Raw genomic sequence first — 21,329 nt, 5'->3', positions numbered from 1 at the left:
AGCAGCAATGGAGAGCAAACAGCTAGAACAAGCGGCGATCGAGGCTGGGATCGCCGCCGGTTATATCAATGCGCATGGTAAACAACAGGCTATTGCTGCCGCCACCAAACGGGATTTGTTGGAGGCGATGGGCTGGGCCGCGGGCGTTCCTCATGCCGTAGAAGCGCCAGTGCCGGTGGTGAAAGTGTTTATTAAGGGCAGCCGTTTAGCCCTGCCGATTGGCGGCGAAGGCGAGTTTCAGTGGCAGTTGAAGTTGGAAAGCGGCGCGGTGCAGCAAGGGCGCACCAGCGCAAAAATGACCTTGGCCTTGCCGGGGCGCATTTCCAGCGGCTACCACCAGTTGACGCTGACGCAGGACGCGCAAAGCTGGGAGTGCAGCATCATCGTCGCCCCAAAACGCTGCTATGAACCCGATGCCCTGCTGGCGGGGAAAAAGCTGTGGGGCGCCTGCGTGCAACTCTACACGCTGCGTTCCGAGAACAACTGGGGCATTGGCGACTTTGGCGATTTACGCCAACTGGTGCAGGAGATGGGCAAACGCGGCGGCGCTTTCGTCGGCCTCAACCCCATTCACTCGCTTTATCCCGGCAACCCCATCGCCGCCAGCCCATACAGCCCGTCTTCACGGCGCTGGCTGAACGTGATTTACATTGACGTCAACGCGGTGGAAGATTTCCAGCTCAGCGAGGCGGCGCAGGCGTGGTGGCGCGAGCCGCAAACGCAGAAAATCCTTAAAGAAGTTCGCCGCAGCGCATGGGTGGATTACGCCCGCGTGGTGCCGCTCAAGCTCACCGGGCTGTCGCTGGCGCATCAGCGTTTTGTCACCCGTAGCGCGTCCGATCCGCTGCAAAAAGCCTATCGAAAATTTGTCCGCGAGGGGGGCGACAGCCTGTACCAGCAGGCAGCTTATGACGCGCTTTACAGCCATCTGGCGAAGCAGGGTGAGCAGCCGCAGGGCTGGCCGCACTGGCCGGAAAAGTATCGCAGCGCGCAGAGTGCCGCCGTCAAAGCCTTCTGCCAGCAGTATGAGTCCGAGGTGGATTTCTACCAGTGGCTACAGTGGCTGGCGGAGTATCAGTTTGGCCGCTGTTACCACGACAGCCAGCAGGCGGAGATGCCGATTGGTTTGTATCGCGATTTAGCCGTGGGCGTGGTGGAAGGTGGAGCCGAAACCTGGGGCGATCGCGACGTTTATTGTCTGAAAGCCTCGGTCGGCGCGCCGCCGGATATCCTTGGGCCGCTCGGGCAAAACTGGGATCTGCGCCCGATGGATCCGCACGTCATGGTGCGCCGCGCCTATCAGCCTTTTATCGATCTACTGCGCGCCAACATGACCAGCTGTGGCGCGTTGCGCATCGATCACGTGATGACCCTGCTGCGCCTGTGGTGGATCCCTTATGGTGAAACCGCCGACAACGGTGCTTATGTGCAGTATCCGGTGGACGATCTGCTGGCGATTCTGGCACTGGAAAGCCAGCGCCACCGCTGCATGGTGATAGGAGAAGATCTGGGCACCGTGCCGGTGGAGATCGTCAGTAAGCTGCGCGAAGGCGGGGTCTACTCGTACAAGGTGTTGTACTTCGAGCGTGACGCGGAGAATAACTTCCGCGCGCCGCAGTCTTATCCGGTGCAGGCGATGGCGACCATCACCACCCACGATCTTCCTACGCTGCGCGGTTACTGGCAGGGGGATGATTTGGCGCTAGGCAAGAAGTTGGGGCTGTATCGCGACGAAGAGGTATTAACCGAGCTGTACGCCGATCGCGGTCGCGCCCGGCAGGGGTTGCTCAACGGGTTGCATCATTATGGCTGCGTGCCGAAAAGCACTGGTCACAATGCAGACGTGATGAGCATGACGCCGACGCTCAATCGCGGCCTCCAGCGTTATGTCGCTGATAGCGCCTGCGCCCTGTTGGGCCTGCAACCCGAAGACTGGCTGGACATGGGCGAGCCGGTCAACATTCCCGGCACCAGTGACGAATACCCCAACTGGCGGCGCAAACTCACCCGTACTCTGGAAGATATGTTCGCCGACGACGAAGTGAATAAGCTGATCAAGGACTTGGATAAGCGCCGCAGGAAGGTGTCGGTGAGTTGAGTTTTGGCTCTACTTCCTCCCCTAATTAGGGGAGGGATCAAATCAAAAGCCACAGCAAAACCGCACTACTCTAAATCCGGGTTATTGGCGATTTGCTCCACCGTCATTGGCCTGCCGAGCAAATATCCCTGCAACGAATCACAGCCTAGCTCGGTGAGGAAATCTTGCTGTTGGGTGGTTTCCACACCTTCGGCAACCACTTTCAGATTCAGCGTCTGGCCGAGGGCGATGATGGCTTGCACGATGCTGGCATCTTCGCTTCCCGCAATCAGATCATTAATAAAAGCGCCGTCGATTTTCAGTTCGCTGGCCGGTAAGCGTTTCAGGTAGAGCAGGCTGGAGTAGCCCGTACCAAAGTCATCAATCGAGGCTTTGACGCCAAAACGCGTGAGCTGCTCGAGGATCTCGACGCTGGCGTCGGGGTTGCGCATCGCGGTGGTTTCAGTCACTTCCAGCGTCAGCATCTCTGGCGGGATCTGATGCTTCTGCACAGTAGCAATCACCTTTTCCACCAGATTCGGCTGCTCAAATTGCAGGGCAGAGAGGTTTACCGCCACGGTCCAGGTGCGATGTCCCGCCAAGTGCCACTGGCGCAGCTGGCGACAGGCTTCGTTAATCACCCATTCGCCAATTGAGATAATAAGGCCGGTTTTCTCCGCCATCGGCAGGAAGACGTCCGGGCTGAGCATCACGCCGTGGCGCTCCCAGCGCAGCAACGCCTCAAAGCCGGTCACCGGGCCGTGTGGCGCGACAAATTTTGGCTGATAGTGCAGGCGCAGCTCGTTGTGCTCCACCGCCATGCGCAAATCGTTGAGCATTTGCAGCTGGTCTTGCGCATTGGCATTCATCGACGGCTGGAAAAAGTTGTAGCCGTTGCGCCCGGCATTTTTGGTGTGGTACATCGCCGCGTCGGCGTTGAGCATCAGCTCGCGCTCGTTTTCGCCATCGCCCGGATAAACCGCAATACCAATACTCACTGACACCAGCAGCTCGTAGCGCGAAACCTGGAAAGGTTTAGCAATCAGATGCCCGAGCTTGTCGGCCAGCGTCGCGGCGTCGTTGGGATCGCCGATTTCCATCAGCAGCACGAATTCATCGCCACCCAAGCGCGCCAAGGTATCCGAGGCGCGCAGGTGGGCCTGTAGCCGCTCGGTGACGGCAATCAGCAGCAAATCCCCCACGTGGTGCCCAAAAGCGTCGTTCACCGCCTTAAAGCCGTCGAGGTCGAAAAACAGCAGGGCGAAGGAGGATTGAGTACGCTCCGCTTTCTGGAAAGCCTGGCTTAGACGGTCTTCCAACAGGAGGCGGTTCGGCAAGCGCGTTAGATTATCGTGCAAGGCGAGCTGGGTTAGCTCGCGGTTGGCCTGCGCCAAAGAAGAAGCAAGAATCGAGGTGCGCGCCTGCAGGCGCGCATCCAGCACGGAAATAATCAGGGTGATGGCGAGCACGGCCAAGGTGACGACAATCACCAGCAGCGCCAGCCAGTTATTATTCACCCCGGAAACTGCCGCCATGCTGTGGCTATCGTGAGGGAAATTGGCGGCGGCCATGCCGATATAGTGCATGCCGACAATCGCGGTGCCCATGACAATCGCCGCGCCGACGCGCAGCATTTTGACATTCGGCGAGTGCTGGCGCAGGTGAAACGCCATCCACAGCGCGGCACCGGAAGCCACCACAGCGACCACCACTGACAGCGCCACCCAGCGAAGATCGTAATCTATGCCGGGCATCATGCGCATTGCCGCCATGCCGGTGTAGTGCATCGCCACAATGCCGCCGCCCATCAGCAGGGAGCCAAGCAGCAGGCTCTGGGTCGGCAGCCGGTCATGGCACACCAGCCAGAGGGCGAACGCGGAAGAAACGATGGCGATCAGCATCGAAAATAGGGTGATCAGCGGGTCATAGCCCATCGACACTGGCAAACTAAAGGCCAACATGCCGATAAAATGCATCGACCAGATACCAATCCCCATAGACAGCGCGCCGCCCGCTAACCACAGTTTCGACGCTCTTCCCTGTGTCGTTGCCACTCGTCCAGCCATGTCGAGCGCGGTGTAAGACGCGAGCATCGCAACGATGAAGGAGAACAGAATCAGAACATCGTTGTAATTACTGGAAAGCATGCAAACTCCACACAATAGGATATCTATATTAGGTGCTAATTTTGGCGCGGGATAATCGCATTAAATAATAATAAAGGCTATTGAATTAGCGCCTTTCTATTAAATTTACTTAAGCTTATTGCTCAATCCTTATAAATTCAGTTGCAAAACTCGTGAGAAGTAAACGTAATAGGAACAAGGTCTTTGCCTTTATAAAATACGCCAGCGAGCAGATGGTCTATAGTTAACTATTAATTTGGCTAATCAGTTTGGAGTTATAAACATGATCACGGTTCACCATTTAAATAACTCGCGGTCTCAGAGAGTACTCTGGATGCTCGAAGAGCTAGAATTGCCTTATCAAATTCAGCGTTATCAACGTGATGAAAAGACCATGCTGGCCCCGGCCTCACTGAAAAAAGTGCATCCTTTGGGGAAATCGCCGGTGCTGGTGGATAACGACCTGACGCTGGCTGAGTCGGGGGCGATTTTGGAGTACCTGCAAGAAACCTATGATGCACAAGGGAATTTCAAACCTACCGATCACTTCGCTCGCCAGCAGTATCGCTATTGGATGCACTATGCCGAAGGGTCGCTGATGCCGATTTTGGTGATGAAGCTGATTTTTGGACGATTAGGCAAACCGCCGATGCCTTGGCTGATCCGCCCGATTGCCGGTGCCATCGGCAAAGGGGTGCAGCAAAACTATCTGGATAAGCAGCTGGCGACTCATGGCGCCTATCTTGAACAGCATCTGACTGAAAACACATGGTTTGCTGGCGGCGACTTTAGTGCCGCCGACGTGCAGATGAGTTTCCCGGTGGAAGCGATGGTGTCGCGCGGAGGATTAGATAAATATCCGAAATTGCATACCTGGCTTTCTACCATTCATGCGCGGCCAGCTTATCAAAAAGCCTTAGAGCAGGGTGGCCCTTACCAAATTGGTAGCTAATCAAAATTCCAGTGTTCTCTATTTTTCAGCAACGCCGATTTATATTTTCAGCAATACATAAGTGTTGCTTAATATCTTCGAATCGGCGGGTCTGAATTTTGATAACGCAATAGGAATATTGTTAAGCTATTAATCCTCTCCGGTTTTATTTCTTTATCTCTTGGGCCTTTTTCCTCCCTTTCAAAATAGCGCGGTCTATTTTCTTTTCTTCTAATGCCTTGCCTGATTTTCCATTTTTTCATCACCGTTTTGGCATGTTGCACAGCCTGCTAACCATTCAAAATAGGCGGTTTGCGCAAATTCTGTGGCGATCTGGCTTTTTATTGAACAAATCGCCATAAAATGTCGTGAACGGGAGTTGAAAAGAGGGGGTTAATGGCTGGATAATCGTTTGCTTTGCAGTACCCGTGGTTTTTATTTCCGCCTTACGCGATGAGAGTTAAACGTTTGCCTTGGTTTTGCGCATCGATCTTGCAGGTTTTCGAGCACATTACGGCGGTTAGGGAAGCGAACGTGACGAAACGGTTTCGTAATGACCACGCAGGCATTTCAGCAAGACACTTCAGAGGGTTGCACATGGCTAGTCAACACAATCAAACGGGCAGTGGCGTTGCGCCTGCCGGTTCGCTTGATGCTTTCTTTAAAATATCTGCGCGTGGCAGTAACGTTCGTCAGGAAATCATTGCCGGTCTGACGACCTTTTTGGCGATGGTTTATTCCGTCATCGTGGTTCCGAGTATGCTGGGCAAAGCCGGTTTCTCCCCGAGCGCCGTGTTTGTCGCGACTTGCTTGGTGGCGGGCTTTGGTTCTCTGCTGATGGGGCTGTGGGCCAATTTGCCTTTAGCCATTGGTTGCGCAATCTCCCTGACTGCGTTTACCGCCTTCAGTCTGGTGCTGGGCCAGCACATTAGCGTGCCGGTCGCACTGGGCGCGGTATTCCTGATGGGGGTGTTGTTCACCATCATTTCCGTTACCGGGATTCGTTCGTGGATTTTACGCAATTTGCCGATGGGCGTTGCGCACGGCACGGGGATTGGTATCGGGCTGTTCTTGCTGCTCATCGCCGCCAACGGTGTCGGCTTGGTGATCAAGAACCCACTCGACGGCCTGCCGGTGACTCTCGGCGCTTTCACCTCTTTCCCGGTTATCATGACGCTGTTGGGCCTGGCGGTGATTTTCGGTTTAGAGAAACTGCGCGTGCCGGGCGGCATTCTACTGGTGATTATCGTGATTTCTATCATCGGCCTGATTTTTGACCCGGCGGTGAAGTATCAGGGACTGTTCGCCATGCCGTCTTTGTCAGACGCTAGCGGCCACTCGGTGCTGTTTAATCTCGACATCATGGGCGCGCTGAAACTGGCGGTTCTGCCAAGCGTGCTGGCATTGGTGATGACGGCAGTCTTCGACGCCACCGGGACTATCCGCGCGGTAGCCGGTCAGGCGAATTTGCTGGATAAAAACGGTCAGATCATCAGCGGCGGCAAAGCCCTGACGTCCGACTCCATCAGCAGCATGTTTGCCGGTTTGGTAGGTGCATCCCCAGCCGCGGTGTATATCGAATCCGCCGCCGGTACTGCCGCAGGCGGTAAAACCGGCCTGACCGCCACGGTGGTCGGCGTGCTGTTCTTGCTGATGCTGTTCCTCTCTCCACTGTCGTATCTGGTTCCTGCCTACGCTACCGCCCCTGCGCTGATGTACGTGGGTCTGTTGATGTTAAGCAACGTCACCAAACTGGATTTCACCGATTTCGTCGATGCGATGTCCGGCCTGCTGTGCGCGGTGTTTATCGTTCTGACCTGTAATATCGTGACCGGTATTATGTTAGGTTTCAGCGCGTTAGTGATTGGCCGCATCTTCTCCGGCGAATGGCGCAAGCTGAACATCGGCACGGTGATCATCGCCGTGGCGCTGGTGGTGTTCTATGCCGGTGGATGGGCAATTTAAGATTTTTGGGGGGCGAAAATCTGACGCCCTTTTAAGGTCAAGGTCGTGGGCATCGGCCCACACCGACCAAGGGAGGCGCAAAACAGCACCCACTGAAACGGCACGGTTGAAATGCCTCAAAACCGCAGTCAAAAATGGCGCTGAGCGAACGGTTCGAGACCAAAGGCTCGAAGCCTGAAGCGAAGGCACCGCCTAAGCGGCGACATTTTGCGGTGAAGAACCGAAGTGACTGAAACACGTCCATCCAACGAGCGATAGCGCGCAGTAAAGAGCCGGAGATTCTTAAGAGGCGCGGCGATAGGCGCCTCTTAAGGCCGGTTTGGGTGGCAACCCAAGGTTTTGAATTTGAAGTTAAGTCGGTGTGGGCCGACGCCCACGGTTTTGAATTTAAATTTGAATTTAGTTTTTAAATTAAAAATGCATTAAAAGGGGCGCGTGTGGCCCCAACCACACCCCTTTTCAGCACGCTCTGATTTAAACCGTAACGGTTTTTGATCTACTATTCCTTAGGTATGTGTCAGGCGCGCCTGATTGAAAGTCATAAAAATAAGAGTCTAAGGAAAGCATGGAAATCTTCTTTACCATCCTCATTTTGATTCTGGTGGTATCGCTCTCCGGGGTGGTGACCAGAATGTTACCTTTTCAAATCCCGCTTCCATTAATGCAGATCGCCGTCGGGGCGTTGCTGGCATGGCCGAATTTTGGCCTGCACGTGGACTTCGACCCTGAGCTGTTCTTGGTACTGTTCATCCCGCCACTGCTGTTTGCCGATGGTTGGAAAACTCCGACGCGGGAGTTTTTGCATCACGGACGTGAGATCCTCGGGCTAGCGCTGGTGCTGGTTCTGCTCACCGTGGTCGGCATTGGTTATCTGATTTATATGATGGTGCCGGATATCCCGCTGGTGGCGGCTTTCGCGCTGGCTGCGGTTCTGTCGCCAACGGACGCCGTGGCGCTGGGCGGCATTGTCGGCAAGGGGCGTATCCCGAAATCGATTATGGGCGTGCTGGAAGGTGAGGCGCTGATGAACGACGCGTCCGGTCTGGTATCCCTGAAGTTTGCTATCGCAGTAGCGATGGGCACCATGATCTTCACCGTCGGCGGTGCCTCGGTAGAGTTCCTCAAGGTGGCCATTGGCGGGTTGATGGCCGGTGTGGCGGTGACGTGGCTGTACAGTAAATCACTGCGCATCATGAGCCGTTGGAGTGGTGATGACCCGGCGACGCAGATCGTCTTCCTGCTGTTATTGCCGTTCGCCTCTTACCTGATAGCCGAACATATCGGCGTGTCGGGCATCCTGGCGGCGGTGGCGGCCGGTATGACCATCAGCCAGTCGGGCATCATCCGTAACGCGCCGCTGGCGATGCGCCTGCGTGCCAACAGCGTCTGGGCGATGCTCGAGTTTGTGTTCAACGGCATGGTGTTCATCATGCTCGGCCTGCAATTGCCGGGCATTCTGGAGAACTCGCTGGATCAGGCAACCCATGACCCGTCTATCGTCACCTGGCACTTGTTTGCTGACGTCGGCATTATCTACTTCGCCTTGCTGCTACTGCGCTTTGTCTGGCTGTGGGTGATGAAAAACATCAGTAACCGCTTCCTGAAAAAGAAACCGTTGCTGTTTGGCGCGTACAGTACGCGTGAACTGTGGGTAGCTTCCTTTGCCGGGGTTCGCGGGGCCATTACGCTGGCCGGTGTGCTCTCCATCCCGCTGTTCTTATCCGACGGCACGGCCTTCCCATCGCGCTATCAGTTGGTGTTCCTCGCCACCGGCGTCATCCTATTCTCGCTGATTGCGGGGGTGATTGCGTTGCCATTCCTGCTTAAAGGCGTGGTGGTGGCCGATGGCACGGCGTATCGCGAAGAAGAGCGCATGGCGAAGTCGATTGCCGCTGAAGTGGCTATCGAAAGCCTGCATAAGATGGAAGAGCGTCTGGCGGCGGATTCCGAAGAGAATATCGATGAGCAGACGCTTAAAGAGATCAGCTCGCGGGTGATTGGTACGCTGCGGCGACGCACGCTCAATAAAGATGATATTGAGACGGCGCTGAAGCTGGAAAACCTCGAGCGCCGCTTCCGCCTCACGGCGCTGCGCGCCGAGCGCGGGGAGCTATATCATCTGCGCGCGACGCAGAAAATCAGCAATGAAACGCTGCAAAAGCTGCTGCATGACCTCGATTTGCTCGAGGCGCTGCTGGTCGAAAAAGAGGTGTAAAGCCTCGCAACGCGCACGCTATCCGGCGTGCGCGTCTCTTTGCTGCTGCTTGAAGTGCTCCCGACACATGGCAATCCACGCCTGGGTGCTGTGCGACATATAACTTCCCTCCCGCCAAATCAGCTCCAGTTTCCACAGCATCTCCGGCTCGATAGGCATCCACATCAGGCTTGAATCCAGACGGCGGCAGATTGGCTCCGGCAGAATTGCCACGCCCATTCCCGCCTGCACCATCGCCGCCAGAAAGTCCCACTGGCCGCTGCGGGTGGCAATTTTAGGCGTGAATCCATGCGCCGCGAAGCTGTCCATCAGCATGCCGTGCAGCGCAAAATCTTCGTTATAAATCAGGATGCTTTCATCGGCTAATTCAGAAATCGGCAGGCGGGTGCGGTTGAGCCACTTCTCGCTGCGCGGCACCACGGCGCACATGGGGTAGCTAAAGAGGGGGATCGACGTCAGGCCCAGATTTTCGTCAATCGATAGCAGGTTCATGGCTAAATCCAGCTCGCCGGAGACAATCGCCGACTGCACCGTGCGGCCGCCAAACTCGGAGATAATCAGCTCAATGCCGGGATATTTTTGGCGAAACGCGCCAATCAGCGGGGCCATCTGGGTGCCCACCATCGGCGGGATGCCAATCCTCAACTGCCCGCGGGTGAGGGTGCTGATGTCCTCCAGTTCGCTTTCCAGCTGGCGAAACTCTTCCAAAATATTCTGCCCGCGTTGGTACAGCGCCTGCCCGCTGTCGGTCAGTCTTAGGCGGCGGCCATCGCGAATAATCAGCGTACATTCCAGCTCTTCCTCCAGATGGCGCAGCATCTTGCTGATGGTCGGCTGAGTGACAAACAGCTTTTCAGCCGCGCGGGTAAAGCTCTGCTGGCGAACAACTTCGACAAAATAACGCAGGGTGCGCACGTCCATAATGATCCTCTTAATCAGCTTTTTGCGCAGAAAGGCAAAATATGCCGATTTGGAATGATTTCGATGATTTTAATTCATTTCTATACCGGTTTGCCGCCAACGTATACTTCTTTCGTCCCCTTTTTAACCCACTGAGGTTATTCCTATGTTGTTGGCGTTGCGCACTCGAGCGCCGTCGTATTTAAGTCGTTTACAGGTCCCCATTCAGGTGGTGCTGTACGCGGCTCTTTATCTGGTTGCCGACCGTCTGGTAAACCTGTTGCATCTGCCTCTGCCGGCCAACGTCGTCGGTATGTTCATGCTTTTATTATTGATTATGTCCGGTATTTTGCCGCTGAAATGGGTCAAAGCCGGGTCTCGCTGGCTGCTGGCGGAAATGCTGCTGTTCTTTGTTCCCGCCGTGGTCGCCGTGGTGAATTACACCTCGTTGTTGATGGTTGAAGGCTGGAAAATTTTCTTGGTGATCGCCATCAGCACCACTCTGACGCTGGGTATTACGTCGCTGGTGGTGGACAGGATCTATCGTCTGGAGCTGCGTTTAGCGGAGCGGAAGGTGCGCGGTGAGTGACATTATTATTAGCGCCATCTGTTTTGTCGTAACCGTGTTGCTGTATTACGCCAACAAGAAGCTTTACCGCCAGCGCCGCACTCTTTTATTAATGCCGCTGGTGTTCACGCCGGTGGTGCTGGTTCTGCTGCTGGTGGTCGCCCGCGTGAGCTGGCAGGACTACATTGGTGAGACGCACTGGCTGCTGTGGTTACTCGGCCCGTCAACCATCGCCTTTGCCGTACCAGTCTACGAGAATATGGCGATTATTCGCCGCCACTGGCTGTCGCTTTCTGCCGGCGTGGTGACGGCGGTGGTGGTCGCGGTGTTCAGCTCCGTCTGGCTGGCCCGGCTGTTTGCGCTGCCCGAGGTGATTCAGCGCAGTTTATCGGTTCGCTCCATCACCACGCCTTTCGCCCTGGCCGCCGCGAAGCAGGTGGGCGGGCAGCCGGATCTGGTCGCGCTGTTTGTGGTGATCACCGGCGTCTTCGGTATGGCGATAGGCGACATGATGTTCCTGCGTTTGGCGGTGAAAAGTAAGTTAGCGAAAGGCGCGAGCCTCGGGGCGTCATCCCACGGCGCAGGCACGGCCAAAGCCTACGATATGGGCGCCGAAGAGGGCGTGGTTTCAAGCTTAGTGATGATGCTGGCGGGGGTTGTCACCGTGGTGATGGCGCCGGCAATTGGGATTTTGATGTGGTAGTTCGGGTTTGCTCCTTTGTGAGAAATACTCCAGCCCAGCCCTCCCCTAAATAGGGGAGGGAGCAACTGCCCTAAATTAATGAATCACCTGTGATAAAAACTCCCTGGTCCTTGCTGATTTCGGTGCGGCGAAGAACTCCATAGGTGGCGCTTCTTCGACGATTTCTCCGCGATCCATAAAGATCACGCGGTCCGCGACGGTTCTTGCGAACCCCATCTCATGGGTCACGCACAGCATGGTCATGCCTTCCTCGGCGAGTCCGATCATGGTGTCTAACACTTCTTTCACCATTTCCGGATCCAGTGCGGAAGTCGGTTCGTCGAACAGCATGATTTTCGGCTTCATGCAGAGGGAGCGGGCGATGGCGACGCGTTGCTGCTGCCCGCCGGAAAGCTGGCCGGGGAACTTGTGCGCGTGCTCGGCAATGCGTACCCGTTTCAGGTAGTGCATGGCCAGCTCTTCGGCTTCCTTCTTCGGCATCTTGCGCACCCAGCAGGGCGCCAGCGTGCAGTTCTGCAACACCGTCAGGTGCGGGAAAAGGTTGAAATGTTGGAAAACCATGCCGACTTCGGTACGAACGCGCTCGATATTGCGCAGATCGTCGTTTAACTCGGTGCCGTCTACGACGATCCGGCCCTGCTGGTGCTCCTCCAGATGATTAATGCAGCGGATGGTGGTGGATTTCCCCGAGCCCGACGGGCCGCATAGCACGATGCGCTCGCCCGGCTTCACGCGCAGGTTGATGTTTTTCAACACGTGGAACTGTCCGTACCACTTGTTAACGTCTTCCAGGGTGATCATCATTTTTTTAGCATCAATACTGTGATGGTCGCTCATGTTTTACCTCAGTGTGCGGAACGTCCGGTGTGAAAGCGTCTTTCCAAATGTTGGCTATAACGCGACATGCTGAAACAGAAAATCCAGTAAACGGCGGCGGCGAAGACATAGCCTTCGGTCGACATGCCGAGCCACTCGGGATCGACGGTGGCTTGCTGCACGCTGCTGAACAGGTCAAACAGGCCGATGATGATCACCAGACTGGTATCTTTAAACAGCGCGATAATGGTGTTGACCAGGCCGGGGATCACCATCTTCAGGGCCTGCGGCAAAATCACCAGCCCCTGAGTTTTCCAATACCCCAGCGCCAGTGACTCGGCGGCTTCGGTCTGGCCCTTCGGCAGCGCCTGCAATCCGCCGCGCACCACTTCCGCGACATAAGCCGACTGGAACAAAATCACCCCAACCAGCGCGCGCACCAGTTTGTCGATGTTGGTCCCTTCCTGCATAAACAGCGGCAGCATCACCGAGGACATAAACAGCACGGTGATCAGCGGCACGCCGCGCCAGAACTCGATAAAAATCACCGACAGCACGCGAACAATCGGCAGGCGAGAGCGGCGAGCCAGCGCCAGCAAGATGCCGAGCGGCAAGGCTCCGGCGATACCCACTGCGGCGATAATCAGCGTCAGCGTCAGCCCGCCCCATTGGCGGGTTTCGACCACCGGCAGGCCGAAGAAGCCGCCATAAAGCATGAACCAAGTGAAAATCGGGAACAGCACCACCCAGGCGGCGATGTATCGGCCACGGCGCGGCATGGCGTGAATGAACATCGGTACCAAGGTGAGCAAGCCGACGATTAAGGTCAGATTGATGCGCCAGCGCTCTTCGAACGGGTAGAGGCCATACATGAACTGGCCGAAGCGCGCATGGATAAACACCCAGCAGGCGCCTGCTTTGGTGCAGTCCGAGCGAGCCGTGCCGACCCAGTTGGCCTGAAAAATCACCCAGTTGAGCAGTGGAGGAACAACCAGCCACATCAGCCACAGGCAGAAAATCGTCAGTAAGCTATTGAACCAGCTGGAGAACAGGTTTTTTCGCATCCACATCAAAGCGCCGCTAACCGAGGCCGGGTGCTTATTGGTAGGCATGGCAGAGGGGAGTGTGCTCATCGTCATTCGATTCCCTTAACGTTCGACCAGCGCGATACGCCGGTTGTAGATGTTCATTAAGAACGAAATCGCCAGACTGATGATCAAGTAGACGGACATGGTAATAGCAATAGTTTCAATGGCCTGGCCGGTTTGGTTGAGCACCGTTCCGGCAAACAGCGACACCATGTCGGGATACCCGATGGCGGCCGCCAGTGAGGAGTTTTTGACGATATTCAGGTACTGGCTGGTCAGCGGCGGAATAATCACCCGCATCGCCTGCGGCAAAATCACCTGACGCAGCGTCACCGGATTCGGCAGGCCGAGGGAGCGCGCGGCTTCATGCTGGCCGTGGGAAACCGACTGAATGCCCGAGCGAATCACTTCGGCAATAAAGGTCGAGGTGTAGACCGACAGCGCCACCGTCAGCGAGGCCAGTTCAGGGATAAGCACCATGCCACCGCGGAAGTTAAATCCGCGTAGCGCCGGGATGTCCCAGTGAACCGCAGGCCCGAAGAACAGGTGCGCCAATGCCGGGAAGATCACCAGCATGGCAATCGCCCACGGCCAAATACGCCATACCCGCCCCGTGTGGATCTGGCGGAAATGGTTGTAACGCTTCAACGCCCAGATGCCAAACAGCGCCAGCAGCAGGGCGATGCCACTCGCCAGACTGCCCGGAGCCAGCTCGGGAGAAGGCAGATACAGCCCGCGATTGCTAATAAAGGCCACGCCAAAAGCCTCAAGGCTTTGACGAGGGCCGGGCAAGTTGCGCAAGACGGCGAAGTACCAGAAGAAGATTTGCAGGAGAGGCGGGATGTTGCGGAAGATCTCAATGTAAAGGGTAGAAACTTTGCGGATCAGCCAGTTTTCCGACAGGCGACCCAGCCCAATAATAAAACCGAGGATTGAAGCAAAAACGATACAGAGTGCCGAAACCAGCAGCGTGTTAAGCAGGCCAATCACGAACACGCGGCCGTAGGTGTCCCCTTCCTGATAGTCGATAAGATGTTGAACGATACCAAAACCTGCGCCGCTATTGAGGAAAGCAAAGCCCGAGGTGATGCCTCGTGTTGTCAGGTTGGTGATGGTGTTGTGCAGCAGATAGCCGAGACAGGCAACCAGCACGACGACGGCGATGATCTGATAGATCCACGCGCGCACGGCTGGGTTGGTCAGCGATAACGCACCTTTTCTAGCTGGGCGTTGTGGCATAGAAAGTACCTCAGAGATGAAGCCTGAAAACGGCGCGCTGGGGAACGGCCAGCGCACCGTTTTTTATCATTACTTATTTAATTCAACTGCTTGGATTCCCAATAAAGAAGGGAATTAGCGAACCGGTGGTGCGTACTGGATCCCACCCTGATTCCACAATGCGTTTTGCCCGCGTTTGATTTTCAGTTCGCTGCCTTCGCCGACGTTGCGGTCGAAGCTTTCGCCGTAGTTACCGACTTGTTTAACGATTTTCACCACCCAGTCATTAGGCAGTTTCAGGTCTTCCCCGTATTTGCCAGTTTTACCTAACAGGTTGCTCATGTCCGGCGTGGTCGGGTTAGCGGCCAGTTGCTCAACGTTTTTAGAAGTAATGCCCATCTCTTCGGCATTCAGCATGGCGAACAGTGACCAGCGCACTACTTCCAGCCAGTCTTCATCGCCACGGCGAACCACCGGGCCTAAAGGCTCTTTAGAGATCACTTCTGGCAGCACGATGAAGTCATCTGGTTTGCCGAGCTTGATACGCAGGGCGTAAAGCTGGGATTGGTCAGAGGCCAGCGTATCGCAGCGGCCGGAGTCCAGCGCCTTGGCGCTTTCGTCGGAACGGTCGAAGGTCACCGGGGTGTAGGTCATTTTATTGGCCTTGAAGTAGTCGGCCACGTTCAGCTCAGTGTCAGTACCGGCCTGGATGCAAACGGTTGCGCCATCAAGCTCTTTAGCACTCTTCAAACCGGCTTTCTTATGGGTGAGGAATCCAATGCCGTCGTAGTAGTTAACGCCCGCGAAGATCATGCCCATACCCGCGTCACGCGATGAGGTCCAGGTGGTGTTACGAGAGAGGATGTCCACTTCGCCAGATTGCAGGGCGGTAAAGCGCTCTTTGGCAGTCAGCGGGGTGTATTTTACTTTTTCCGCATCACCAAAAACGGCGGCGGCGATGGCGCGACAGACGTCAACGTCGATACCGATGAATTTGCCTTTTGAATCAGCATAAGAGAAACCCGGTAAACCGTCGCTTATCCCACATTGAACAAAGCCTTTCTTCTTCACAGCGTCCAGAGTTGTGCCTGCGTGCGCCTGACCTGCCAGCGTCATCATGCTGGCAGCAGCAATAAGGGTAGAAAGCAGTATTTTTTTCATAAGTCGTCCTGTGAGACATAACCAAAATTATTATTGTATGAATGCGCGAGGCACCCTGTCCGTTGCGGGGCATTGCCCTCTGCAGGGGACATTGCAAAGGCAATGCCAACATGCAAAAAACGTTAATCAATTGGCTTCTGTGATTGTTTCGGCCAGTAACATTGATTTGAGTTATAGGATTTATTGCCCCAATCCTGTGCGTGGTCAATATTGCTGCAACAAAGTGGTGCGGCTTATTTTACTATTTGGAACTGGATCTCACTCTGGTTCCGCTCAGTGAGGTCTGGTTCATCTTTAAGCGCTATATGGAAGGTCAAAAACAGAGGAAAGTGGAATTAAAAAACTCTCAGGCGGGCACCTGAGAGTCAGAAGATTAACGGGCAGCTTGGATCAACGCGCCGACCAGCGGCGGGAGCTGGCCTTTCAGCGCGGCGCGTTCCGGCTGGAACAGGGTGGCGACGAAGAACGGGTGGGTTGGCAATTCCATCACGCGAATTTCACCCTGCTGGTCGTGGCCGGTCAGGCGCAGCGGCTGAGCTTCCAGCGCAGCCTGAAACTCGGTGTTAATCCCGTAGCGGCAGTGATAACCCTCTTCAATATCCAACTTACCGTAGGCGCGGCCCGCGGTGCTGTCGGCCAGCAGAGTAATACCCGCCTTCTTCTCCACCATTTCGCAGGCCAGCGCGGCAATCACCAGCCGACCTTCGGTATCGGTTTCGCCATGGTTCGCGTCCTGCCAGCCCATCACGTTGCGGGCATACTCAATGATCGCGTGCTGGAAGCCGCCACAGGTGCCGAGGAACGGCCTCTGCTGCTCGCGAGCATAGCGAATGGCGCGCAATGCACCTTCGGTAGAAAGGTAAGGGCTGCCGGGCACGCACCAGAACGCATCGAACTCTTCAAGCGAAAGCTCAGCGTCAATGGTGTCGGTGTTAAGCCAGGTGGTGTGGATATCAAGGTCGAAAGTTTGTGCTGCGAGGTTTAATGCAAGGGGGATAGCTTGGTGGGCAAGAATGGCGGGGTTGTGGTCGCCGATTAGTGCCAAACGGACTTGCTGACTCATCACTTCTCTCCTGAGCAGGTAAAAGAGAATGTTATAGAAAAGTTAACTTGGCGTCATGAGAATTATTTTCATCAATAAAAAAGCCCGACCATTGCTGGACGGGCTTAATGCATGGCGATTCACTGCTTAGAGATAGAGTGAAGGCGCTCCCGTTGGGCGGGTTTTAAAGCGGCGATGCAGCCAGAGATACTGGTCTGGTGCGCGCATAATCTCTTTTTCCACCACGCGATTCATGTAGGCCGCGGCCGCCATTTCATCATCGATTGGGTAATCTTGCAGAGCAGGCTGGATAACCAGGTCATAGCCTTTACCCTTGTCTTTGCGCACCAGCACCACGGTGACCAGAGCCGGTTTCGCCAGACGCGCCAGCATGTAGGTGCCGCTGGTGGTGGCTGCCTGATCGACGGCGAACAGGGGAGCAAATACGCTGCCACGCGGGCCGTAGTCTTGGTCCGGAGCGAACCATACGGCTTCACCTTTCTTCAGCGCATGAACCATACCGCGCAGGTCTTTGCGATCCAGCATCGCTTTATTGGAGCGCATGCGTCCCCAAGTCTGCACGAACTCCATCGCTTTATTGTTATGTGGGCGATACATCGCCATCATCGGCTGACAAATGCCCATGGCACGGCCACCCAGCTCAAGCGACATGAAATGCACGCCAATCACCAGTACGCCTTTCTTGTTCTGCTGCGCCATTTTCAGGTGATTCAGGCCACTGACGTCAAACCAGCGTTTTACGCGGGCGTCCGACCAGAACCACGCCATTCCCGTCTCCAGCAGGCCCATGCCCAGCGATTCGAAATTGCTGAGAATGCGGCGCTCAATTTGAGCTTCATCAAGATTAGGGAAACAGAGTTCTAAATTGCGGCGAGTGATGGAGACACGGCGTTTGAGGAAACGCATCGAGGTGCGGCCAAGCCAGTTACCAAGGCGGTAAAGGACCGGATAAGGCAGTTGAACAAGAAGGAACAGGACGCCCAAGCCAAACCAGGTCAGCCAGTAACGCGGGTGGAGAAACGATTTGCGAAAGCAAGATGGTGAAGTCATATAAGCTCAATCATCGGCATAATTAAATCTGAGGTACCGCGTTGGAAGTAGCTCGATCGCGATACAGGGGGTGTGTCAAAGACTGGGACAACGAAAGTGGGCAAATGTTTTAAACAACGCCGAACTTGACGCAATCTTTACACTAAAAGACGGGATCGCGGGCTAAAAGGCTTTCCGTAGGCGATGAGCGGGGCGAATACGACTTTAGGTGTGAAGTATATCACGCTCTGTTATCAATCCTGAGTGGGGAATCGTCCGATAACAGCACTAATTCGTATCTTATTTTGTCAGGCGTTAAAATAGTCTTAGAATTAATGGTTTGAGCGATTGTAAGCTTTGTAAATTATGCAATAGGAGAAGTCTGAAGGTGATTGTGCTGGGAAAACGGCCGCTTCTCTGTAAAATATTTCACATTCTATTCCCACCGCATTAACTCTTTATGATCGTTCGTCCCCATCAACACTGGTTCCGTCGCCTGTTTGTCTGGCACGGCGCCGTGCTTTCAAACATTCTTTTCCGCCTCAGCCTGAACTTCGGTATGTCAATTGTCGCGGTGTTCAGCGTGCAGATTTACGAAGCATTGGGCATCCGCCTGACGCTGGCCCCGTTTAGCTTACTGGGCATCGCCATCGCCATCTTCCTTGGTTTTAGAAACAGCGCCAGCTACGCGCGCTTTAACGAAGCCCGGCTGTTATGGGGAAGCTTGCTGATCACACATCGCTCGCTATTTCGGCAGGTAAAGAGCCTGCTGGCGGACTCGCCGCAGGCCGTCGCCGCCTTCAGCCAGTTGCAGATAGCTTTTAGTTACGCGTTGAAGCACCAGCTGCGTGGGGAGGATGCCGCCAAGGATATGCAGCGCCTGCTGCCCGCTGAAGTGGCTACTGAGGTGTTGAACAGCCCGACTCCGGCTAATCGTCTTTTGCTACTCATGGGCAAATGGCTTGCCGAGCAGCGCCAGCAGGGGCGGCTGAGCGATATGCTCTTCCACAGCGTCGACCGCAACCTTAATGAGCTTTCCCACGTGCTGGGCGGCTGCGAGCGCATTGCCAACACGCCGATACCTTTCGCCTACAGCCTGATAGTCCATCGCACGGTTTATCTGTTCTGCACCTTGCTGCCGTTCGCACTGGCTCCGGCACTGGGTTATATGACGATTTTGGTGTCGGTGTTTATCTCCTACACCTTTATCTCAATTGATGCCTTAGCGGAAGAGTTGGAAGACCCGTTCGGCACGGCAGATAACGATTTACCGCTGACCGCGATGTGCCGGAATATCGAGATCAATCTGTTAGAAATGAATGACGTGCATCCGCTACCGGAGCACATTAAGCCGGACCAACATTACCGGCTGAGCTAAAACAAAAAGGCGCTCTCCTTGCGGAAAAGCGCCTTTTATCAACACAACTGATTAGTATCAGTTCATGCCGTATTCTGTGAAGTCATGTTTATTAGCGTTCGTCGTTACCCATCACTTAAATTCAATCAATTGAATTAATTGATTTTAATTGCGTTTCTCGTTCATTGTTGTTTGCTCTGGTTTATAAGTATGTGGGAAGTGGTGTAGTCTATGGTGTAGTCCATGGGCAAAATGAACTGAGATTTTATGGCCGGAATAACTAACAAACTAAGCGATGCCTCTCTTCGAAAAATGATCGGGAGAGAGAGCCCTAATGAGAATTTTTATGCTGATGGCGACGGCCTGAGTATTAAGGTTTCTAAAACTGGGGTTATGACCTGGTTCTTTGCTTATAGGCTTGGTGGTCGGGAAGCAAAGCCGCAGCGCTTAAAATTGGGTAATTATCCCGATATGCCATTAAAGCTGGCGCGCGAAAAGCGAGATCAATGTCGTGCCTGGTTGGCCGACAGCAAAGACCCCAAGCACCAACTAAATTTCAGTACCACAGAATCCCTTAAGCCGGTGACGGTCAAAGATGCCCTACTCTATTGGATATCTGAGTATGCAACTGGTAGACGCGCTAACGTCGAACGGCACAAGGCGCAGCTCGAAAAACACATTTACCCTTATATAGGTGGCTTACCGCTGGCGCAGTGCGAAACCCGGCATTGGCTGGAGTGTTTCGACCGGATCAAGAAAGATTCCCCTGTGGCGGCAGGCTACGTTTTTCAGATGTCTAAACAGGCCCTTAAATTCTGCAGAGTGCGACGCTATGCCATGAGCAACGCGCTAGACGACTTAACCATACCCGATGTTGGCAGCAAGCATATAAAAGGTGACAGAGACCATACTGACGAAGAAATCGGTCAGATTTGGCAGGCCAGCAAGCAACTCAAGTTCAAACCGTATTACGCCTCTATGTTGCGATTGCTGGTGGTTTTTGGGTGCCGTTCCCAAGAGGCTAGACTGTCTACCTGGTCAGAGTGGGATTTAAAAAAGTGGGTATGGACCGTACCTAGGGAACACAGTAAAGGTGGCAACAAGATAGTTCGGCCAGTGCCTGAAGCAATGCGACCTTTAATTAAAGTTCTGCATGATCAGCACAAAGATAGCGGCTTGCTCCTTGGTGAGATAAAGGAATCTAGCGCTGTCAGCGCTTGGGGGCGATTAGTCTGGAAGCGCCTAGGCCATGCCGAGCCTTGGTCACTCCATGATATTCGGCGTACGTTCGCCACCAAGCTTAATGATTTGGGAGTTGCGCCGCATATTGTCGAACAACTTTTGGGGCATACGATGCCTGGCGTGATGGCCGTGTACAATTTGAGCCAGTATGTGCCTGAAAAATTGCACGCATTAAATATGTGGTGTGAGCGGCTTAGTATACTAGCTGGCGAATATGAAAATATCGTATTAATAAAGGTAGCGAAATGATTAAGAAGATTAACAGTAAGAAAAATTTACCATCAGAATTTTCTCTTGATAAATATCGCTGTCTTGATGAGCTCTCTGATAAAGATTTCTTTCGCCAGCTGTACTGGCGTAGATATTTTAATGATTCATCGTGGGGGCTAGGAGGCTATTTTATCAATAAGGGCGCTGATTCTAAAATGCCGCTTGATATTGGTGACCCCTTCGAAGAGATAGAAAATGATTCGCCAGATGATTTTTATGATCAATTTCATGGAGGAAAAGAATTTTATGAAAAGTATGTGGATAATATTAACACCTCAAAGTGTATAACTCATGGGTATGGTATCAGAGGGCTATCTCGATTTAATGTTATTTGTTTTACTCAGTCTAAAGATACTTATGGCACTCGAAGTGGTAAACCTTTTTTAATTGACAGAGACGAAGTTCAAAATACTTTAAAAGAAGGAGATGAAAATCATGGATGGTTGACTGCTAGGGCATCTGACTCAGTAAATATGATTTTAGACAATGAGTTATGCTTGGTCGTTGATCTGGGAATTCCGGATGAAATATTAGTTGATGATTTTATGAAATTACTTCCAATTTGGAGGAAAGAGCTACGTGTTAATGATGTTCAAATTG

At 54.1% G+C, this 21,329-nt stretch carries 17 protein-coding genes; 9 read left to right on the top strand and 8 right to left on the bottom strand.

Annotated elements, in window-relative coordinates; genetic code table 11:
• Positions 1-7 precede the first annotated feature (7 nt).
• Positions 8-2,098 (top strand): 4-alpha-glucanotransferase, encoded by a 2,091-nt coding sequence (malQ, locus tag ACT3RR_RS17005; protein ID WP_100938191.1) that lies wholly within the window; start codon positions 8-10, stop codon positions 2,096-2,098.
• 65 nt (positions 2,099-2,163) lie between these two features.
• On the opposite strand, the gene ACT3RR_RS17000 is transcribed toward malQ, so the two are convergent.
• Positions 2,164-4,224 (bottom strand): putative bifunctional diguanylate cyclase/phosphodiesterase, encoded by a 2,061-nt coding sequence (locus ACT3RR_RS17000; RefSeq protein WP_486031507.1) that lies wholly within the window; start codon positions 4,222-4,224, stop codon positions 2,164-2,166.
• Positions 4,225-4,486: 262 nt separating this feature from the next.
• On the opposite strand from ACT3RR_RS17000, the gene ACT3RR_RS16995 reads away from it, so the two are divergent.
• The 3 genes from ACT3RR_RS16995 to ACT3RR_RS16985 all read left to right on the top strand — a co-directional run bounded on the left by ACT3RR_RS16995 (position 4,487) and on the right by ACT3RR_RS16985 (position 9,314).
• Complete coding sequence (locus ACT3RR_RS16995; RefSeq protein WP_353500728.1) at positions 4,487-5,155, top strand: glutathione S-transferase family protein; 669 nt, start codon at positions 4,487-4,489, stop codon at positions 5,153-5,155.
• Between the two features lie 576 nt (positions 5,156-5,731).
• Entirely contained in the window at positions 5,732-7,099 is a 1,368-nt protein-coding gene (locus ACT3RR_RS16990; protein WP_353500729.1) for an NCS2 family permease, read from the top strand.
• A gap of 565 nt (positions 7,100-7,664) precedes the next feature.
• A complete protein-coding gene (locus tag ACT3RR_RS16985; RefSeq protein ID WP_100938189.1) occupies positions 7,665-9,314 on the top strand; it encodes a Na+/H+ antiporter in 1,650 nt (549 codons plus the stop codon).
• Between the two features lie 18 nt (positions 9,315-9,332).
• Here ACT3RR_RS16985 and ACT3RR_RS16980 read toward each other — a convergent pair whose 3' ends face one another.
• A complete protein-coding gene (locus ACT3RR_RS16980; RefSeq protein WP_496200800.1) occupies positions 9,333-10,235 on the bottom strand; it encodes a LysR substrate-binding domain-containing protein in 903 nt (300 codons plus the stop codon).
• 145 nt (positions 10,236-10,380) lie between these two features.
• Between ACT3RR_RS16980 and ACT3RR_RS16975 the strand changes: the two genes are divergently transcribed.
• Together ACT3RR_RS16975 and ACT3RR_RS16970 are read left to right on the top strand one after the other, a co-directional pair.
• Positions 10,381-10,803: a CidA/LrgA family protein gene (locus ACT3RR_RS16975; RefSeq protein ID WP_353500731.1), complete on the top strand. Its 423-nt coding sequence runs from the start codon at positions 10,381-10,383 to the stop codon at positions 10,801-10,803.
• Entirely contained in the window at positions 10,796-11,485 is a 690-nt protein-coding gene (locus ACT3RR_RS16970) for an LrgB family protein (RefSeq protein WP_353500732.1), read from the top strand. The genes ACT3RR_RS16975 and ACT3RR_RS16970 overlap by 8 nt, the downstream gene beginning before the upstream one ends.
• A gap of 75 nt (positions 11,486-11,560) precedes the next feature.
• On the opposite strand, the gene ACT3RR_RS16965 is transcribed toward ACT3RR_RS16970, so the two are convergent.
• The 6 genes from ACT3RR_RS16965 to lpxP form a co-directional block, all read right to left on the bottom strand.
• Positions 11,561-12,322, bottom strand: coding sequence for an amino acid ABC transporter ATP-binding protein (locus ACT3RR_RS16965; RefSeq protein ID WP_496200799.1), 762 nt, complete (start codon positions 12,320-12,322; stop codon positions 11,561-11,563).
• A gap of 8 nt (positions 12,323-12,330) precedes the next feature.
• Positions 12,331-13,440: an amino acid ABC transporter permease gene (locus ACT3RR_RS16960; protein WP_353500733.1), complete on the bottom strand. Its 1,110-nt coding sequence runs from the start codon at positions 13,438-13,440 to the stop codon at positions 12,331-12,333.
• A gap of 9 nt (positions 13,441-13,449) precedes the next feature.
• A complete protein-coding gene (locus ACT3RR_RS16955; RefSeq protein ID WP_496200798.1) occupies positions 13,450-14,628 on the bottom strand; it encodes an amino acid ABC transporter permease in 1,179 nt (392 codons plus the stop codon).
• A gap of 114 nt (positions 14,629-14,742) precedes the next feature.
• Positions 14,743-15,768 (bottom strand): amino acid ABC transporter substrate-binding protein, encoded by a 1,026-nt coding sequence (locus ACT3RR_RS16950; protein ID WP_496200797.1) that lies wholly within the window; start codon positions 15,766-15,768, stop codon positions 14,743-14,745.
• A gap of 373 nt (positions 15,769-16,141) precedes the next feature.
• Positions 16,142-16,831, bottom strand: coding sequence for a CTP synthase C-terminal region-related (seleno)protein (locus tag ACT3RR_RS16945; protein WP_496200796.1), 690 nt, complete (start codon positions 16,829-16,831; stop codon positions 16,142-16,144).
• A gap of 126 nt (positions 16,832-16,957) precedes the next feature.
• Positions 16,958-17,881, bottom strand: a complete 924-nt coding sequence (gene lpxP, locus ACT3RR_RS16940) for a kdo(2)-lipid IV(A) palmitoleoyltransferase (protein WP_353500737.1) — start codon at positions 17,879-17,881, stop codon at positions 16,958-16,960.
• A gap of 439 nt (positions 17,882-18,320) precedes the next feature.
• On the opposite strand from lpxP, the gene ACT3RR_RS16935 reads away from it, so the two are divergent.
• The 3 genes from ACT3RR_RS16935 to ACT3RR_RS16925 all read left to right on the top strand — a co-directional run.
• Complete coding sequence (locus tag ACT3RR_RS16935) at positions 18,321-19,238, top strand: bestrophin family protein (RefSeq protein ID WP_353500738.1); 918 nt, start codon at positions 18,321-18,323, stop codon at positions 19,236-19,238.
• 246 nt (positions 19,239-19,484) lie between these two features.
• Positions 19,485-20,708 carry a tyrosine-type recombinase/integrase gene (locus tag ACT3RR_RS16930; protein WP_496200795.1) on the top strand — a complete coding sequence of 408 codons (1,224 nt, stop codon included), beginning with the start codon at positions 19,485-19,487 and terminating at the stop codon, positions 20,706-20,708.
• Positions 20,705-21,329: DUF6387 family protein (locus tag ACT3RR_RS16925; RefSeq protein WP_496200794.1), on the top strand; the 625-nt coding region annotated here is incomplete at its 3' end. The genes ACT3RR_RS16930 and ACT3RR_RS16925, both read left to right, overlap by 4 nt.

Origin of the sequence: Ewingella sp. AOP8-B2-18, assembly GCF_052376015.1 — a bacterium.
GTDB lineage: Bacteria > Pseudomonadota > Gammaproteobacteria > Enterobacterales > Enterobacteriaceae > Ewingella > Ewingella allii.
Note: the sequence above shows the minus strand (reverse complement) of the source record. Positions and strands in the feature narration are given on the sequence as shown.

Excerpts from the sequence above, each read along its gene's own strand:
- ACT3RR_RS16995 (WP_353500728.1), top strand. The coding sequence starts at position 4,487 with ATGATCACGGTTCACCATTTAAATAACTCGCGGTCTCAGAGAGTACTC.
- ACT3RR_RS16990 (WP_353500729.1), top strand. The coding sequence starts at position 5,732 with ATGGCTAGTCAACACAATCAAACGGGCAGTGGCGTTGCGCCTGCCGGT.
- ACT3RR_RS16985 (WP_100938189.1), top strand. The coding sequence starts at position 7,665 with ATGGAAATCTTCTTTACCATCCTCATTTTGATTCTGGTGGTATCGCTC.
- ACT3RR_RS16930 (WP_496200795.1), top strand. The coding sequence starts at position 19,485 with ATGGCCGGAATAACTAACAAACTAAGCGATGCCTCTCTTCGAAAAATG.
- ACT3RR_RS16965 (WP_496200799.1), bottom strand. The coding sequence starts at position 12,322 with ATGAGCGACCATCACAGTATTGATGCTAAAAAAATGATGATCACCCTG.
- ACT3RR_RS16950 (WP_496200797.1), bottom strand. The coding sequence starts at position 15,768 with ATGAAAAAAATACTGCTTTCTACCCTTATTGCTGCTGCCAGCATGATG.
- ACT3RR_RS16960 (WP_353500733.1), bottom strand. The coding sequence starts at position 13,440 with ATGACGATGAGCACACTCCCCTCTGCCATGCCTACCAATAAGCACCCG.
- ACT3RR_RS16935 (WP_353500738.1), top strand. The coding sequence starts at position 18,321 with ATGATCGTTCGTCCCCATCAACACTGGTTCCGTCGCCTGTTTGTCTGG.
- ACT3RR_RS16945 (WP_496200796.1), bottom strand. The coding sequence starts at position 16,831 with ATGAGTCAGCAAGTCCGTTTGGCACTAATCGGCGACCACAACCCCGCC.
- ACT3RR_RS17000 (WP_486031507.1), bottom strand. The coding sequence starts at position 4,224 with ATGCTTTCCAGTAATTACAACGATGTTCTGATTCTGTTCTCCTTCATC.
- lpxP (WP_353500737.1), bottom strand. The coding sequence starts at position 17,881 with ATGACTTCACCATCTTGCTTTCGCAAATCGTTTCTCCACCCGCGTTAC.
- malQ (WP_100938191.1), top strand. The coding sequence starts at position 8 with ATGGAGAGCAAACAGCTAGAACAAGCGGCGATCGAGGCTGGGATCGCC.
- ACT3RR_RS16980 (WP_496200800.1), bottom strand. The coding sequence starts at position 10,235 with ATGGACGTGCGCACCCTGCGTTATTTTGTCGAAGTTGTTCGCCAGCAG.
- ACT3RR_RS16975 (WP_353500731.1), top strand. The coding sequence starts at position 10,381 with ATGTTGTTGGCGTTGCGCACTCGAGCGCCGTCGTATTTAAGTCGTTTA.
- ACT3RR_RS16955 (WP_496200798.1), bottom strand. The coding sequence starts at position 14,628 with ATGCCACAACGCCCAGCTAGAAAAGGTGCGTTATCGCTGACCAACCCA.